Source organism: Jujubicoccus corallicola, assembly GCF_047345645.1.
Classification (GTDB): Bacteria; Pseudomonadota; Alphaproteobacteria; order Rhodobacterales; family Rhodobacteraceae; genus JBLEFH01.
On sequence record NZ_JBLEFH010000002.1, the window covers coordinates 119,800 to 134,186 of the forward strand.

Annotated in this window: 15 protein-coding genes; 13 read left to right on the forward strand and 2 right to left on the reverse strand. The window is 63.9% G+C overall.

Going from position 1 to position 14,387, the window contains the following annotated elements:
• The first annotated feature begins 72 nt into the window (after nt 1-72).
• Nucleotides 73-714, forward strand: coding sequence for a GcrA family cell cycle regulator (locus ACMA5I_RS03380; protein WP_525884824.1), 642 nt, complete (start codon nt 73-75; stop codon nt 712-714).
• Nucleotides 715-783: 69 nt separating this feature from the next.
• Here ACMA5I_RS03380 and ACMA5I_RS03385 read toward each other — a convergent pair whose 3' ends face one another.
• Nucleotides 784-1,674, reverse strand: coding sequence for an EamA family transporter (locus ACMA5I_RS03385; RefSeq protein ID WP_525884825.1), 891 nt, complete (start codon nt 1,672-1,674; stop codon nt 784-786).
• Between the two features lie 425 nt (nt 1,675-2,099).
• Here ACMA5I_RS03385 and ACMA5I_RS03390 point away from each other — a divergent pair, with 425 nt between their 5' ends.
• Both ACMA5I_RS03390 and msrA read left to right on the forward strand, forming a co-directional pair.
• Nucleotides 2,100-3,524, forward strand: coding sequence for an MATE family efflux transporter (locus tag ACMA5I_RS03390; protein ID WP_525884826.1), 1,425 nt, complete (start codon nt 2,100-2,102; stop codon nt 3,522-3,524).
• A 1-nt stretch (nt 3,525) separates the two neighbouring features.
• Nucleotides 3,526-4,173 carry a peptide-methionine (S)-S-oxide reductase MsrA gene (gene msrA, locus ACMA5I_RS03395; RefSeq protein WP_525884827.1) on the forward strand — a complete coding sequence of 216 codons (648 nt, stop codon included), beginning with the start codon at nt 3,526-3,528 and terminating at the stop codon, nt 4,171-4,173.
• Between the two features lie 3 nt (nt 4,174-4,176).
• Here the strand turns inward: msrA and ACMA5I_RS03400 are convergent, their stop codons facing one another.
• Nucleotides 4,177-5,574, reverse strand: coding sequence for a KAP family P-loop NTPase fold protein (locus ACMA5I_RS03400; protein WP_525884828.1), 1,398 nt, complete (start codon nt 5,572-5,574; stop codon nt 4,177-4,179).
• Nucleotides 5,575-5,662: 88 nt separating this feature from the next.
• On the opposite strand from ACMA5I_RS03400, the gene ACMA5I_RS03405 reads away from it, so the two are divergent.
• The 10 genes from ACMA5I_RS03405 (at nt 5,663) to tilS (ending at nt 14,344) form a co-directional block, all read left to right on the forward strand.
• A complete protein-coding gene (locus ACMA5I_RS03405) occupies nt 5,663-6,535 on the forward strand; it encodes a 50S ribosomal protein L11 methyltransferase (protein ID WP_525884829.1) in 873 nt (290 codons plus the stop codon).
• A 105-nt stretch (nt 6,536-6,640) separates the two neighbouring features.
• Entirely contained in the window at nt 6,641-7,156 is a 516-nt protein-coding gene (gene ruvC, locus ACMA5I_RS03410) for a crossover junction endodeoxyribonuclease RuvC (RefSeq protein WP_525884830.1), read from the forward strand.
• The gene (ruvA, locus tag ACMA5I_RS03415) at nt 7,153-7,836 is read left to right on the forward strand and encodes a Holliday junction branch migration protein RuvA (RefSeq protein ID WP_525884831.1); all 684 of its coding nucleotides are present in this window, start codon (nt 7,153-7,155) and stop codon (nt 7,834-7,836) included. Before ruvC ends, ruvA begins: the two co-directional genes overlap by 4 nt.
• Nucleotides 7,833-8,870, forward strand: coding sequence for a Holliday junction branch migration DNA helicase RuvB (gene ruvB, locus ACMA5I_RS03420; protein ID WP_525884832.1), 1,038 nt, complete (start codon nt 7,833-7,835; stop codon nt 8,868-8,870). The genes ruvA and ruvB overlap by 4 nt, the downstream gene beginning before the upstream one ends.
• Nucleotides 8,871-8,878: 8 nt before the next feature.
• Entirely contained in the window at nt 8,879-9,274 is a 396-nt protein-coding gene (locus ACMA5I_RS03425; RefSeq protein ID WP_525884833.1) for a YbgC/FadM family acyl-CoA thioesterase, read from the forward strand.
• 102 nt (nt 9,275-9,376) lie between these two features.
• Nucleotides 9,377-10,138 (forward strand): protein TolQ, encoded by a 762-nt coding sequence (tolQ, locus tag ACMA5I_RS03430; protein WP_525884834.1) that lies wholly within the window; start codon nt 9,377-9,379, stop codon nt 10,136-10,138.
• Nucleotides 10,138-10,587, forward strand: a complete 450-nt coding sequence (locus tag ACMA5I_RS03435; RefSeq protein ID WP_525884835.1) for an ExbD/TolR family protein — start codon at nt 10,138-10,140, stop codon at nt 10,585-10,587. The genes tolQ and ACMA5I_RS03435 overlap by 1 nt, the downstream gene beginning before the upstream one ends.
• Before the next feature lie 4 nt (nt 10,588-10,591).
• Nucleotides 10,592-12,370: a hypothetical protein gene (locus tag ACMA5I_RS03440; protein WP_525884836.1), complete on the forward strand. Its 1,779-nt coding sequence runs from the start codon at nt 10,592-10,594 to the stop codon at nt 12,368-12,370.
• A 112-nt stretch (nt 12,371-12,482) separates the two neighbouring features.
• On the forward strand, nt 12,483-13,163 hold the full coding sequence (locus ACMA5I_RS03445) for a tetratricopeptide repeat protein (RefSeq protein WP_525884837.1): 681 nt from the start codon (nt 12,483-12,485) through the stop codon (nt 13,161-13,163).
• Nucleotides 13,163-14,344, forward strand: a complete 1,182-nt coding sequence (tilS, locus tag ACMA5I_RS03450; protein WP_525884838.1) for a tRNA lysidine(34) synthetase TilS — start codon at nt 13,163-13,165, stop codon at nt 14,342-14,344. The genes ACMA5I_RS03445 and tilS overlap by 1 nt, the downstream gene beginning before the upstream one ends.
• Nucleotides 14,345-14,387 lie beyond the last annotated feature (43 nt).

Sequence of the window (14,387 nt, forward strand, 5' to 3'; positions counted from 1 at the left end):
CAATAGCATCCTTGAGTTTTCAGGGCGGTCCGGCCAAGGGCAGGGACGGCCCCTTTCGTGAATGGAGACATCATGTCCTGGACAGATGAGCGTGTCGAGACGCTGAAGAAAATGTGGGGCGAGGGCAAGAGCGCGAGCCAGATCGCCAAGGAGCTTGGCGGCGTGACGCGCAATGCGGTGATCGGCAAGGTCCACCGGCTGGGCCTGTCGAACCGCAACACCGATGACGGCAAGGGCGATGCGGCTCCGGCCAAGGCGGCGCCGGCGAAGAAGGCGAAACCGGCGGCCAAGGCGAAGCCGGCCAAGGAGGCCGCGCCGAAGGAAGAGAAGCCCGCCGCCGAGGCCAAGCCGAAGAAAGAGGCGGCCCCGAAGGCCGAACCTGCGGCCAAGGGCGCGCCGGAAGAGAAGGTCGAGGTTGCTGCGCAGCCCTATAAGCGCCCGATCATCACGGCGGGCAAGCCGCTGCCGCCGCAGCCCTCGACCGATGAGATTGACCCCGAGGCGCTGGCAAAGGTGTCGGATCTGGAGAAGCAGGCGCATAAGCTGTCGCTGATGGAGCTGACCGAGCGGACCTGTAAATGGCCGATTGGCGATCCGGCGACGGAGAAATTCTGGTTCTGCGGCCATCCGGCGCAAGCGGGCAAGCCTTACTGCGAGACCCATGTGGCGGTGGCGTTCCAGCCGATGTCCTCGCGCCGGGATCGCCGTCGGTAACTTTAGGGGCTGGCGATAAGCTTTTGAGATTAGGGGAAGGGCGCGAATGACGCGCCCTTTTTTCGTGCTTTACGCCCCACCCGTGGGCACGCCCGTCCGCTGGCGGCGCATCCCCAAGGTGACGAGCAGCGCGCCCCCGAGGATCATCACCGCGCCGAGGAAGCCCCAGAGGCCGGGATTGTTGCGGAAGATGATGAGGTCGATCCCGAGCGCCCAGACGAGGCCGGAATATTCCAGCGGCGCGAGCAGGGAGACCGGCGCGATTTTCACCGCTTCGGCGGAGAGCACATGGGCCATGCCGCCGAGGGTCCCGACCATGACGAGCAGCATCAGATAGGTGCCGCTCAGGGGCTCCCAGCCGAAGGGCCATGTGCAGAGGCCGACGAATGTGGCGGTCACGGCGAAGGACAGCGCGATGGTGGCCGGGCGCTCGGTCCGGGTCATGCGGCGGATATGGATGCGGATGTAAGAGGTGATGCAGGCCATGCTCAGCCCGGCGGCGACGCCGATCAGCGCGCTGTTGCCGGGAAGGGCGAGCGCCTGCCAGAGCATCGCGATCACGCCGCCCATGCCGAGGGAGGTGGCGATGATGATCCGCCGCGTCACCGTCTCGCCGCCGATCAGCGCCGCCAGCGGCAGTGTAAAGACCGGGCCGAGATAGCTCAGCGCCTTGGCATTGGCGACGGGCAGATAGGCGAGCGAGATGAAGGAGCAGGCCATCGCTCCGGCTCCGAGCAGCCCGCGAATGATGTGGAGTTTGGGATGATTCGTATGCAGCGCCGCCGGAAGCTGCCCGCGCGCCCACATATAGGCGACGATCACCGGCAGGGACGCGAAGGAGCGCCAGAAGATCACCTGACCGATGGGCACCTCTTGCGTGACGTAATGCACCAGCGCCGACATGACCGTGATGAAAAAGGTCGCGACAAGAAACAGGATGGCGGCGCGAGGGGACAGCATGAGAGTCTCCGATGACTATATGTGAGCGCTAACACAGGGCTCGACGAGAGGCAAGCCGGACGGCGGAAGAGGTGGCTTTTCGGCGTTAAACCGTTAATAAACCTTTAAATAAGCGCAATAAAAGCTTAACAAATCCGAATTTTGCACGGGTTTTGATCACTTTTGAGTAAAATGCTTACCGTTACGTGAGGTCGTCCCTTGAAACCTGGACCGATAGAGACAAACTTATGTTAGCGCCTCGGGGACCTGCGATGTATCCCACCCACCACACCACCACCATCTCGCAGATTCACGAGGCGTTGCCTTCTTTTCATCGGCACTTTAAGGACCTTGTTTTTGCGCGGCGCGTGAACAGGTTATAGGCTCGCTTTCATCGCGGGCGGTCGCTGCTCCCCCGTCAGCTATTCGACATAAAGAGGCCGTCCATGAGCCAAGCCCGTTTCACCACCGGTTCCACCATGCGTCATGTCATGGTGATGACCCTCACCGGCTCGATCGGGCTGATGTTTACCTTCCTTGTGGACGCGGCGACGCTGTTCTGGGTTGGCCAGCTTCAGGATGAGGTGCTGATCGCGGCGCTCGGCTATGCGGGCGCGGTGCAGTTTTTCACCGTATCTTCCGGGATTGGCCTGATGATCGGGGCGCTGACGCTGGTGAGCCGCGCGCTCGGACAGGGCAAGCGCGACGAGGCGCGGCGCACGGCGACGGTGGCGATGATCCTGACGATGCTGGTGCAGGCGGTGGTGGCGGGCCTCGTGGTCGTCAACCGCGATGCGCTGCTTGGGCTTTTTGGGGCGAGCGGCGCGGCGGCGGAGGCGGCGTCGCATTTCCTGCTCATCACCGTGCCGTCGCTCCCCATCATGGCTGTCGGGATGACCGCCAGCGCCGTTTTGCGCGCCGAGGGCGATGCGACGGGGGCGATGTATACCACGCTCATCATGGGCGCGACGGCGATGGTTCTCGATCCGCTGCTGATCATTTACCTCGATCTCGGGATCATCGGCGCGGCGGTCGCCATGGTGATCTCCCGCTCAACGAGCGTGTTTGTCGGCCTCTGGCTGGTGGTGCGCAAACATGATTTGGCCGCCAAGCCGCGGCTTGGGGACTTCGCGCCCGTACTGCGCCCTTATTTCGTGATCGCGGGACCGGCGCTGCTCACGCAAATGTCCACCCCCTTCGGCAATGCGGTGTTGACCCGCGCCGTGGCCGAATTTGGCGACAGCGCCGTCGCGGGCTGGACCGTGGTGCTGCGCCTGACAACCCTCGCCTTTGGCGGCATTTTCGCCCTTTCCGGCGCGATTGGCGGCATCGTCGGGCAAAACTATGGCGCGGCGCTGATGGAGCGGGTGCGCTCCACCTATCGCGACGCGCTGATCTTCGCGGCCTGCTACACGTTGATCGCCTGGGCGATCATGGCGAGCATTACCCCTTGGATCGTCAGTATTTTCCACCTCTCGGGCGAGGGCGCGGAGGTGCTGAGGGCCTTCACCCATATCGGCGCGGGCGGGTTCATCTTCGTCGGCGCGCTCTTCTGCTCCAACGCCGCGTTCAACACGCTGGGCCGCCCGCTCTTCTCCACCGCCGCGAACTGGTTCCGCGACGGCATCCTGATGGCTCCGGCGGTCGCCGCCATGACCGCCTGGTTCGCCGCGCCGGGCGCGGTTTACGGACAGGCGATTGCAGGCGGGCTCGCCGGGCTGGTGGCAGCGCTCTGGGGGTGGCACTATATAAACAATCTGGAAGCGCCGGTGGCGGCCGATCCCGAAGGATCGCATAGCTACGCCCCGACGGTGTCTGCAGGCAAGGCCGCAGCGGCACTCCCGCTCGGCCATGGCAAAAAGGAGGCCTGATATGCTCTTTGGACTGAACGACAAATCGACCATGGTGGACCCGGCGAACGCGCTCGATGGCCGCGACCACCCGATCCCGACCGCCGAGACCCATTATGTCAATGGCCGCAACCTCAAGGATGTGCCTGAAGGGATGGAGGAAATTTTCCTCGGCATGGGCTGTTTCTGGGGCGTCGAGCGGCTGTTTTGGGATGTGCCCGGCGTCTATGTGACCGCCGTGGGCTATGGCGCCGGCTTTACGCCGAACCCGACTTACGAGGAAGTCTGCACCGGCAAGACCGGCCATAACGAGCTGGTCCGCGTGGTCTATGATCCGGCGAAAACGGAGATCGAGACGCTGCTGAAAATCTTCTGGGAAGAGCATGACCCGACCCAGGGGATGCGGCAGGGCAATGACCGCGGCACGCAATATCGCAGCGGCATTTACACGACGACCGAGGCGCAGGCCGAAGCCGCCACGGCGAGCCGCGACGCCTATCAAGCGCGGCTCGATGCGGCTGGCAAGGGCGAGATCACGACCGAAATCCTCCCCGCCGGCCCGTTCTATTTCGCCGAGGACTACCACCAGCAATATCTGGCGAAGAACCCGAACGGGTATTGCGGGTTGCAGGGGACAGGGTTGAGTTGTCCGATTGGGGTTGGGGTGTGAAAATTAGGTGCTGGCCTCCGGGTCAGCACTATCCGCGTCAAAGGCACGGATTTTCATAAGATACTTTTGGCACAAACGCCTAAGCAGCAACTGGCTTTCTTGCTGCTCATGTCCCGGGATATTCGATCCCAAAGGGCTATTGTACTCATGGTCTATGATCATCATCCACTGAGTTGTGATCAAGCCATCCTCTGATGACACGTCGACTTCATCATCATTAGTATTTCGAACATTGAACGCTTTATAGATGTCGTTGATCTCCAGTCGTCCCTCTATGGCTTTCTTAAAGGCATCTGGGGCAACCACATTGAGTATGGCCAGTTCGGTAACGATGGTGACGCTATAGTCAGGATCATTAGCGAGCTTAGAAGGAATAAGCGCGAGCTTTGTCAGTATTCGCTCTATGTCTCGAAGCGTAAGGGTTTCGGCGAAGGAAGAACGGTCGATGCAACGCAGCGCGGCACGGGTCCTCTCTTTGTCGATCTCCATTTTTTCAGCCATCTTGCCAAAATATTCTGGACCCATCAGATTACCATTTGATCCTCTTTTGGGAAGCAGCATTCCTACATTCACAAACTTCGCCAGATACTTCTGCGCGTCCGTTCCGGCGCCATACCGCGCCCGCACGCTGTTTGCGAGTTCCTCAAGATTGACGCCAAGGACGAAATGGACATTCGGCACGTCGAAGAAATGTTTGATCGTTTCCAGAACCGAGAGCGCATAGTCAGGGCGGCAGCGGTCCAACTCGTCGATGGCAATGACGAGTTTCTGGGCTTCGCCGCCTTCGTCTTTGGGCTTGGTCAACTTCTCTAGCGTATTGCGAAATTGCTCCATTGCATCTTTCTGAGCAGTCTGCTGCGCCCAGAGTTTGTCCAGCGCCTTCTGGGCTTCATCACTTGTCGCACTAACGGCTTCGTTGGCGGCGGCGGTCGCGACCTCAGATAGTTGAAAAGCCGCAGGCAAAAGTCCCGCTGAAGCGACATTCAATCCTGCCGAAGCCGCAGCTAGGCCAACCCGCATCGCAGGTCTTTTAAGCTTGTGGAAAAGCTTTTTTGCGTTGTCGGATACGATCGGCTGCGCTGTCTCCGGCTCCAAGAACCGCTCGACGATCACCTGCGTCAGCGACAACAGCGGCGTATCCGCATAGTCATGGCGAAAGGCGTCGAAATAGACGGGTTCGGCTTTCGTTTTCTCATCCTTCAAATGCTGACCCACCCAACATTTCAGAAAGACGCTTTTCCCGCTGCCCCAAGGGCCGTCGAGGGCGATGACCATGGGGTCTTCGATGCGTTCGACGAGATTGGAGAGTTGGGTGGACAGCTCTGTGCGATCCAGCAGGTCGTGCTTTTCGAAGCCGTCTTCGTAGAGGGTGATGTCGGGTTGGGGAACAATATATTTCATATGGGCACTCTGGCGCGCGCATCGCGGTTTATCAATTCTTGACCGGACCTCTCCCGCAGGGTAGCGCAAGCGGCAAAGGAGCTTGCCGATGCCCGTGACTTATGCCGCCATTACGACCCTCAATGATGAAGAGAGCGCCGCGCGTTTGGCGGATGCGATGGAGGCGCTGTATCCGGAGCCGATCGGGATTGCGCATACGCTGATCGAGGACGGTTCGGAGCGTTGGCAGGTGGGCGGTTATTTCGATGAAAAGCCGGATCTGGCGGGGCTGGCGCTGCTGGCGTCGATCCATGACGCGCCGGATTTCATTCTCTCCGAGGTGCCCGAAACCGATTGGGTGGCGCAGGTGCGGCGGGAGCTCACGCCCATCGAGGCGGGGCGGTTTTTCCTTTACGGCTCGCATGATGCGGACAAGCTGCCCGAGGGCAGGGTCGGGCTCGCGATTGAGGCGGCGATGGCGTTTGGCACGGGGCATCACGGGACGACGCAGGGCTGTCTGATCGCGCTCGACAAGCTGGCGAGCGGCGGGTTTGCGCCGTCTTCCGTGGCCGATATCGGCTGCGGCACGGCGGTTCTGGCGATGGGGGCGGCGAAGCTTTGGGATGTGCCGACCCTCGCAAGCGATATCGACGAGGTGGCGACGGACACGGCCCGCGCGAATATCGAGCATAACGGGCTTGGCGGGAAGATCACGGTCGTCACCGCGCCGGGCTTTGCGGATGACGCGATCCACGCCGCCGCGCCGTTTGAGTTGATTTTTGCCAATATTCTCAAGGCCCCGCTGATCGCGCTCGCGCCGGATATGGCGCGCCATATCACGCCGGGCGGCGTTGCGATCCTCTCGGGGCTGCTGTCACGGCAGGCCGATGATGTGCTGGAGGCCTATCAGGCCGAGGGCTTCACCGAGACGGCGCGCGAACAGATTGAGGATTGGGTGACGCTCACGCTTAAAAAGGGCTGATCGCGAGCCTAGGCAACGTTCCTGCTTTGTGCTAATCCTTTGAAAAAATCCCGGTGGGTCGCGCGAGATCGCACTGGCGGATAACTGGGGGATAAGAGGAGCAGGATGCGCATTATCGGGATTGATCCGGGGCTTCGCCGTATGGGCTGGGGCATTGTCGATGTGGCGGGCGCGAAATGCAGCCATGTCGCCAATGGGGTCTGCACGTCGGAGGGCAGCGAGGATCTGGCGCTGCGGCTTCTCTCGCTTTACCGGCAACTCTCGGATGTGATTGCGCGGTTTGCGCCGACCTTGGCGGCGGTGGAGCAGACTTTCGTGAACAAGGATGCGGTTGGAACGCTCAAGCTGGGGCAGGCGCGCGGGATTGCGCTGCTTGCGCCCGCCGAGGCGGGGCTCCCGATTGGGGAATATGCGCCGAATGCGGTGAAGAAAACCGTGGTCGGGGTTGGCCATGCGGAGAAAGCGCAGGTCGATCACATGGTGCGGATGCAGCTTCCGGGCGTGGAGATTGCCGGGCCGGACGCCGCCGACGCGCTGGCGATTGCGCTCTGCCATGCGCATCACGCGCGGTTTTCGGGGCGGCTCGATGCGGCGATCAGCAAGGCGAGGGCGAAGGCATGATCGGCAAGCTCACCGGACGGGTGGATTACAAGGGCGCGGATCATGTGCTGCTCGATGTGAATGGCGTGGGCTATCAGGTCTATTGCAATGAGCGCGTGCTGGCGATGCTCCCGGCCAAGGGTGGGATGGCGGCGCTCTATACGGAGCTTTTGGTGCGTGAGGATCTGTTGCAGTTGTTTGGCTTCCCGACGCTGGTGGAGCGCGAGTGGCACCGTTTGTTGACTTCGGTTCAGGGGGTTGGGGCCAAGGCGGCGATGGCGGTCTTGGGCACGCTCGGGCCGGAGGCGACGGGCCGGGCGATCCTTCTGGGCGATGCGACGGCGATCAAGGCCGCGCCGGGGATCGGGCCGAAGATCGCGCAGCGGATTGTGCATGAACTCGCGGGCAAGGCCCCGCAGGTGATGGCGATGGGCGGCGAAGCCAGCGCGGCGGCGTCCGCCCCGGTCATCGAGACCGGGTCCGCCGCCAGCGGCCCCGCACCGGCTGCGCTTGTGGAAACGCCCGCGCCGGCCGCTGCGCAGCCTGCGGGGGCGGCGGCTTCCGAGGCGCTCTCGGCCTTGGTTAATCTTGGCTATGGGCAGGGCGAGGCCGCGGGAGCGATTGCCCGTGTGCAGGGTGAGGGCGATGACACCGGAACGCTTATTCGCAAGGCGCTCAAAGCGCTGGCGCCGGAGGCATGATGGACACCGAAGACACGATCCGCGCCGAACGCTTGCCCGAAGATGAGACGCCCGAAGGCGGCGTGGCGCTGCGCCCGCAAAGCCTTGACGAGTTCACCGGACAGGCCGAGGCGCGGGCGAATTTGCGGGTCTTTATCGAGGCGGCGAAAAAGCGCGGCACGGCGATGGATCACACGCTGTTTTACGGCCCGCCGGGTTTGGGGAAAACGACGCTGGCGCAGATCATGGCGCGGGAGCTGGGGGTGAATTTTCGCATGACCTCCGGCCCGGTTCTGGCGCGGGCGGGGGATCTCGCGGCGATCCTGACCAATCTCGACGCGCGGGATGTGCTGTTTATTGACGAGATTCACCGGATGAATCCAGCGGTGGAAGAGGTGCTGTATCCGGCGATGGAGGATTTTGAGCTGGATCTGGTGATCGGCGAGGGCCCGGCGGCGCGGACGGTGCGGATTGATCTGCAACCTTTCACGCTGGTGGGGGCGACGACGCGGCTTGGCTTGCTCACCACACCGTTGCGCGACCGGTTCGGGATCCCGACGCGGCTGGAATTTTACACCACAGAAGAACTCATCAAGATCGTGCGGCGCGGCGCGGATCTGATGGGGGCGGAAGCGTCGGACAATGGCGCATCGGAGATCGCGCGGCGGGCGCGCGGCACGCCCCGGATTGCCGGGCGGCTCCTGCGCAGGGTGGTTGATTTTGCGCAAGTGGAAGGGGACGGGACGATCACCCGCGAGCTGGCCGATATGGCGCTGACGCGGCTTGGCGTCGATGACCTTGGCCTTGATAGCGCCGACCGGCGTTACCTTAGTATGCTCGCCGAAAATTATGGCGGCGGGCCTGTCGGGGTGGAAACCATCGCCGCCGCGCTCTCGGAGTCGCGGGACGCGATTGAGGAGGTGATCGAGCCTTTCCTCTTGCAACAGGGGCTGATTGCGCGCACACCGCGCGGACGGATGCTCGCGCGCAAGGCTTGGCAACATCTGGGGCTTGAGGCACCGCGCGAGGGCAATGATTTGTTCGGCGATCTTTGAGGTTTATCATGGTGCATGAATATCCCGTCCGCATTTACTATCAGGACACCGATGTGGGCGGTGTCACCTATCACGGGCGCTATATCGACTTCATGGAGCGGGCGCGGACCGAAATGCTCCGCGATCTGGGCGTCTGGGACAAGGCGGATCAGGCTCCCTTTGCCGTGCGCCATATGGAAATGGATTATTACCTGCCCGCGAAACTCGACGATCACCTCATCGTGACGAGCGAGGTCACCAAGGTGGGCGGGGCGTCGATCACCTTCAAGCAGGAGGTGCTGAAAGACGGTAACCTCTTGTTTTCCTGTATGTTGACGCTGGTGCATCTCAATGAAGAGTTCCGCCCGGTGCGGGTGCCTGACAAATTGCGCACAGTGCTGTCATCCGGCCTTGCAGCCGATTGAACGCGCTGCGCATTAGCGTTATTTTAGGACCAATCGCGCATCGGCCGATAAAACCGGGCGCAGTGTAATAATGCGGGGCGCACCCGCCGGAGAGAGCAGTTTATGGCCATTGCCGCTATCCTTCCCGCCCAAGCGGCGGATTTCTCGATGTTGTCCCTGTTCATGCAGGCCGGTCTTGTCGTCAAAATCGTCATTGGCTTGCTGATCATCGCCTCGGTCGTGAGCTGGGGCATTATCCTGCAAAAATATATTGTTCTGGGCCGGGTGTCGGGTCAGACGCGCCGGTTTGAGGATGCGTTCTGGTCGGGTGATCCGCTGGACGAGATTTACGACCGTCTGGGCCGCGATCCGAACACCGCCGCCGAGCGCGTGTTCTCGGCGGGCATGGGCGAGTGGCGCAAGAGCTATGACGAGGGGGGGCGGATCATATCGGGCGCGGAGACGCGGATCGACCGGGCGATGGACCTTGCGATCAACCGCGAATCCGAGCGCATGAGCGGCGATCTTCCGGTGCTGGCGACCATTGGTTCGGTCGCGCCCTTTGTGGGCCTTTTCGGGACCGTCTGGGGCATCAAGACCGCCTTTGGTGATATTGCGGGCGAGCAGAGCACCAACCTCGCCGTCGTCGCGCCCGGGATTGCCGAGGCGCTTCTGGCGACCGCGCTTGGCCTTGTGGCCGCGATCCCAGCCGTCATTTTCTACAACCGTCTGTCGACACGCGTCGGCCGGATGGGCGACCGTCTGAACGCGCTGGCCGATGAGTTCGCGCTGATCCTGTCGCGCCAGATTGGCCGCGACGCGCGCGGCGGGCGGACCACGCCGGATCTCGCCGTGGAACGTGAGCGGGACGGGAGCCTCGGCTGATGCCCGGTTTCGATCACACACCGCGGCGCGGGCGCGGGCGGCGACGCCTTCAGCCCATGTCGGAAATCAACGTGACGCCCTTTGTGGACGTGATGCTGGTGCTGCTCATCATCTTCATGGTGGCCGCGCCGATGCTCTCGACCGGGGTGCCGGTGGAATTGCCGCAATCGGCGGCGGGTGCGATGGATGAGCCTGCGGGCCCGCCGCTCACCGTGACGCTGCGCGATGATGGCGGCGTGATGATCGGCGAGGATGAAGTCTCGCGGGACAGTCTCGTCACGCGGATCGAAGAGGTCACCGGCGGCAACCCTGAGCGGATCTTCCTGCGCGCGCCGGCGGCGGCGTCCTATGCGGATGTGATGCAGCTCATGGGGGCGCTCAATGCGGGCGGCTTCACCGATATCGGCCTTGTGACCGCGCCCGGCGGCCCTGATCTCAGGGGGCAATAGCCCAATGAATACCGGCTTCAAGCTTTCCATATTCGGGCATATCGCCCTGCTTTTGCTCGCGCTTTTCACGATCCCCGTGTTTGTGCCCGACCAGTTTCGCGGTATTGAGCCGGTGACGGATGTGGAGTTCATCACCGAGGAGCAGCTTGCGCAGATGCAGGCGGTTGCCGGTGCGGGCGGCGGCACGGAAGCCGGGGCCGGTGACGGTAACGAGGAAGGCGCCGCTGGCGACGCCGAAGAGGACAGCGCCGAGGCGGGCGAGGCGGAAGCTGCGGCTGCGCAGGCGGCAGAGGAACAGCAGGCTGCTGAAGAGGCGGAAGCCGCAAGATTGGCCGCGGAAGAGGCTGCGGCAGCAGAAGCCGCCGCCGAGGCAGAGCGCCAAGCAGCAGCGGAAGAAGCCGCGCAGGCGGAGGCTGAACGTCAGGCGGCGGAAGCGGCGGCGCAGGCCGAAGCGGAGCGCCAAGCGGCAGAGGCCGCGGCGCAGGCGGAAGCGGAGCGCCTGGCAGCGGAAGAGGCCGCAGCGGCAGAAGCAGCAGCGTTGGCAGAGCAGCAGGCGGCTGAGGAAGCTGCGCGTCAGGCAGCGGAAGAAGAGGCCGCGCGGCAGGCTGCTGAGGCCGCCGCAGAAGCGGAACGTCAGGCGGCAGCAGAAGAAGCGGCGCGTGCGGAAGCGGAGGCTGCGGCTCAAGCGGAAGCCGAGCGTCAGGCCGCAGAGGCGGCTGCGCAGGCAGAGGCGGAACGTCAAGCTGCGGAAGCCGCTGCGCAGGCCGAAGCAGAGAGACAAGCGGCGGAAGCAGCCGAAGCTGAGCGCCTAGCGGCGGAGCAGGCCGCAGCAGCAGAAGCGGCGGCTGAGGCGGAACGTCAGGCGGCGGCACAGGCCGAAGCCGAGCGGCAAGCGGCAGAGCAGGCGGAGGCCGAGCGTTTGGCGGCGGAGGCGGCGGCGCAAGCGGCAGCGGATGCGGAAGCCGCAGCGCAGGCCGAGGCGGCGCGTCAGGCGGAGATTGATGCGGAAAATGCCCGCGTGGTGGCCGCTGAGGAGGCCGCACGTTTGGAGGCGGAGCGGGCCGAGCAGGCCGCGCGTTTGGCCGAGCAGCAGGCGCTCGCCGCAGAAGAAGCCGAGCGGGCGCGACTGGCCGCAGAGGAAGCCGCGCGCCGTCAGGCCGAGGAAGAGGCCGCGTTACAAGCCGCGGATGACGAGGCGCGGGCGCTGTCCGATCAATTGTCGCTGGAAGATGTGATTGCCAATGAGGTCGCGCAAAATCTGGGCGAGGCGGATGCGGCGGAGGCCAAGCGGCTGGCTAAGGAAGCGCAGGCCGAGGCGCTGCGGCAAGAGGCGTTTGAAGAGTTGATCAGCGATACGACGGTGAGCGGCGATGATCTGACCAAGAGCCTCGCCAAGCTGGGCGTTGGCGCGTCGCAGGGTGAACCCGGCGAGGGCGCGAGCGGCGAGGCTGGTCAGGGTGAGGGCGGCGAAGGCGCGGGTGGTCTCAACGGTGAGGAGCGCGCGGGTCTGGCCGATCTGATTGGTCAGTGTTCTGTCGTCCCGGCGGATGTTCGAGAATTTCCCGGCGCTTATGCGACGATTGAGGTGACGCTTGATGAGGATCGGCAGTTGGTGGGCATCCCGGAACTGATTGAGCCGGAACTGACGGATCCCGGCACGGCGCTGCTCTATCGCGCCGCAGTGAACGCGATCCAGAGCTGCCCGCCCGACTTTTTCCTCGACGAGCGGTTTGAGAACTGGCGCAATTTCCAGATCACCTACGCGCCGCAATTTAGCAATTAACCATTCGTGACACTGAAAGCACAGTGACTGCGTCATCGCGGTCACGGCGGGCGGCGCGCATTGCTATGTGGCCGGATCTGCGGCAGAAATAAGGCTGGTCAGGGGAGCAATCATGGATATTTCGCGCAAAGTGACGGCATGGGCGGCATCGGGCATTTGGCTCTTTTGCGCCGGAACGGCGCTGGCGCAGAGCGAGTCCGTGGAGGCCCGGTTACAGGCGCTGGAAATCCGCGGCGTGGCGGAGCTGAATGCGCTGACCTCTCTTGAAAACGACATTATGGCGCTCCCCGAAGGCGAAGAGCGCGCGGCTTTGGCGGCGCGGTTCGAGGCGCTCGAAGGGGCGGCGTTCGCGTCGATCACACCGCGCCCGCGTCCCGCGACGATAGAAGAGGGCAGCGTCAGCGAGGAAGATCTGCCGGACGAGACGGCGCTTCTGGAACGTGCGCTGGCGTCTTACGAGAGCGGCGACACGGCGCAGGCAGCGGCGCGGCTCACGGCTTTCCGCGCGGCCTATCCCGAAAGCGCCGCCTATGGTGAAGCCAGCTATTATCTTGGTCTTGCAGAAAAATCGCGGGGCCGCACCCGCGAGGCTGCACAGGCGTTTCTAGATTATCTGACCGCCAGCCCGCAGGGTGACCGCGCGCCCGAAGCGACGCTGGAGCTTGGCAATGCGCTGGCCGGGATCGGCAAGAACGAGGCGGCTTGCGCCAGTTTCAACGCGCTCCGCAACCGGTTTGCGGAGGCCCCCGAAGCGCAGGCTGCTGCGGCATTGCAGTCCGAACTGGGCTGCTGATGCTCGCCCGCGCGGCGCTTGAGCCGCGCCCGGAGGGGCCGCTGGGGGTGGCCGTCTCTGGTGGCGGCGACTCGATGGCGCTGCTCGATCTGCTTCTCTCTGAAAACATTGCTGTTGAGGTCGCGACCGTCGATCACGGGCTGCGGCCCGAGTCGGCGGCGGAGGCCGCGATGGTCGCGCGGTTTTGCGCCGCGCGCGGTGTGCCGCATGAGACGCTCTATTGGACGTGGGACGGGCAGGGCAATCTTGCCGCTGCTGCGCGCGATGGCCGCCGGGCCGCGCTGGCCGCATGGGCCAAGGCGCGCGGGATCAAGGCGATTGCGCTTGGCCATACGGCGGAGGATCAGGCGGAGACACTGCTGATGAACCTCGCGCGCGGCTCCGGGGTGGACGGGCTGGCGGCGATGCCGCCGCGGCTCAAGCGGGATGGGTTGCTCTGGCTGCGTCCGCTCCTCGGTGCGCGGCGGGCGGAGTTACGCACTTATCTGCAAAGCAAAAACATCACTTGGGCGGATGATCCGGGTAATGACGATCCGGGGCAACGGCGCATCCAGACTCGGCAGGCGATTGCGGCGCTCGATCTTGATGTGCCGCGCCTCGCGCGCACGGCGGCGCGGATGGCTGGCGCGCGCGAGAGCCTGATCTGGGCCGAGGCGGAACTGGCGGCGCGGACCCTCACGCAGCATCCTTTCGGCACGATTACGCTGGACCGCCAAGGGCTTAACGCCGCGCCGCGCGATCTGCGGCAGCGTCTGGTCGCGAGGGTCTTGCGCCATATCAGCGGCGCGGCTTATCGTCCGCGGCTGGAGGATCTGGGCCGGGTGCTTTCGGGTGAGACCCGGCAGACTCTGGGCGGCGTGGTGATTACGCACCGTCCCGAAACCCTCGCCTTTGACCGCGAATTTGCCCATGTGCCGGACCCCGTTCCCGCCGAGACCGGCGCGATCTGGGATGGCCGCTGGCAGTATCTTGGCCCCACCCGGCCCGGCCAACATCTTGCCGCGCTTGGCGAATCCGGCCTCAAGGCGCTCCCGGACTGGCGGGAAAGCGGCGCGAGTCGAATCGCATTGCTGTCCGCGCCCGGTTTGTGGGATACTATAACCCTTGTCGCGGGGCCGATGCCCGCGGCGGAGGCCGAAGAGGGGATTTTCCGCGTGATCTCCCCGGAAATTCATCCCTGACACGGGCGATCGCAATTGAAACCCCCGCGTCAGGTCATATGTT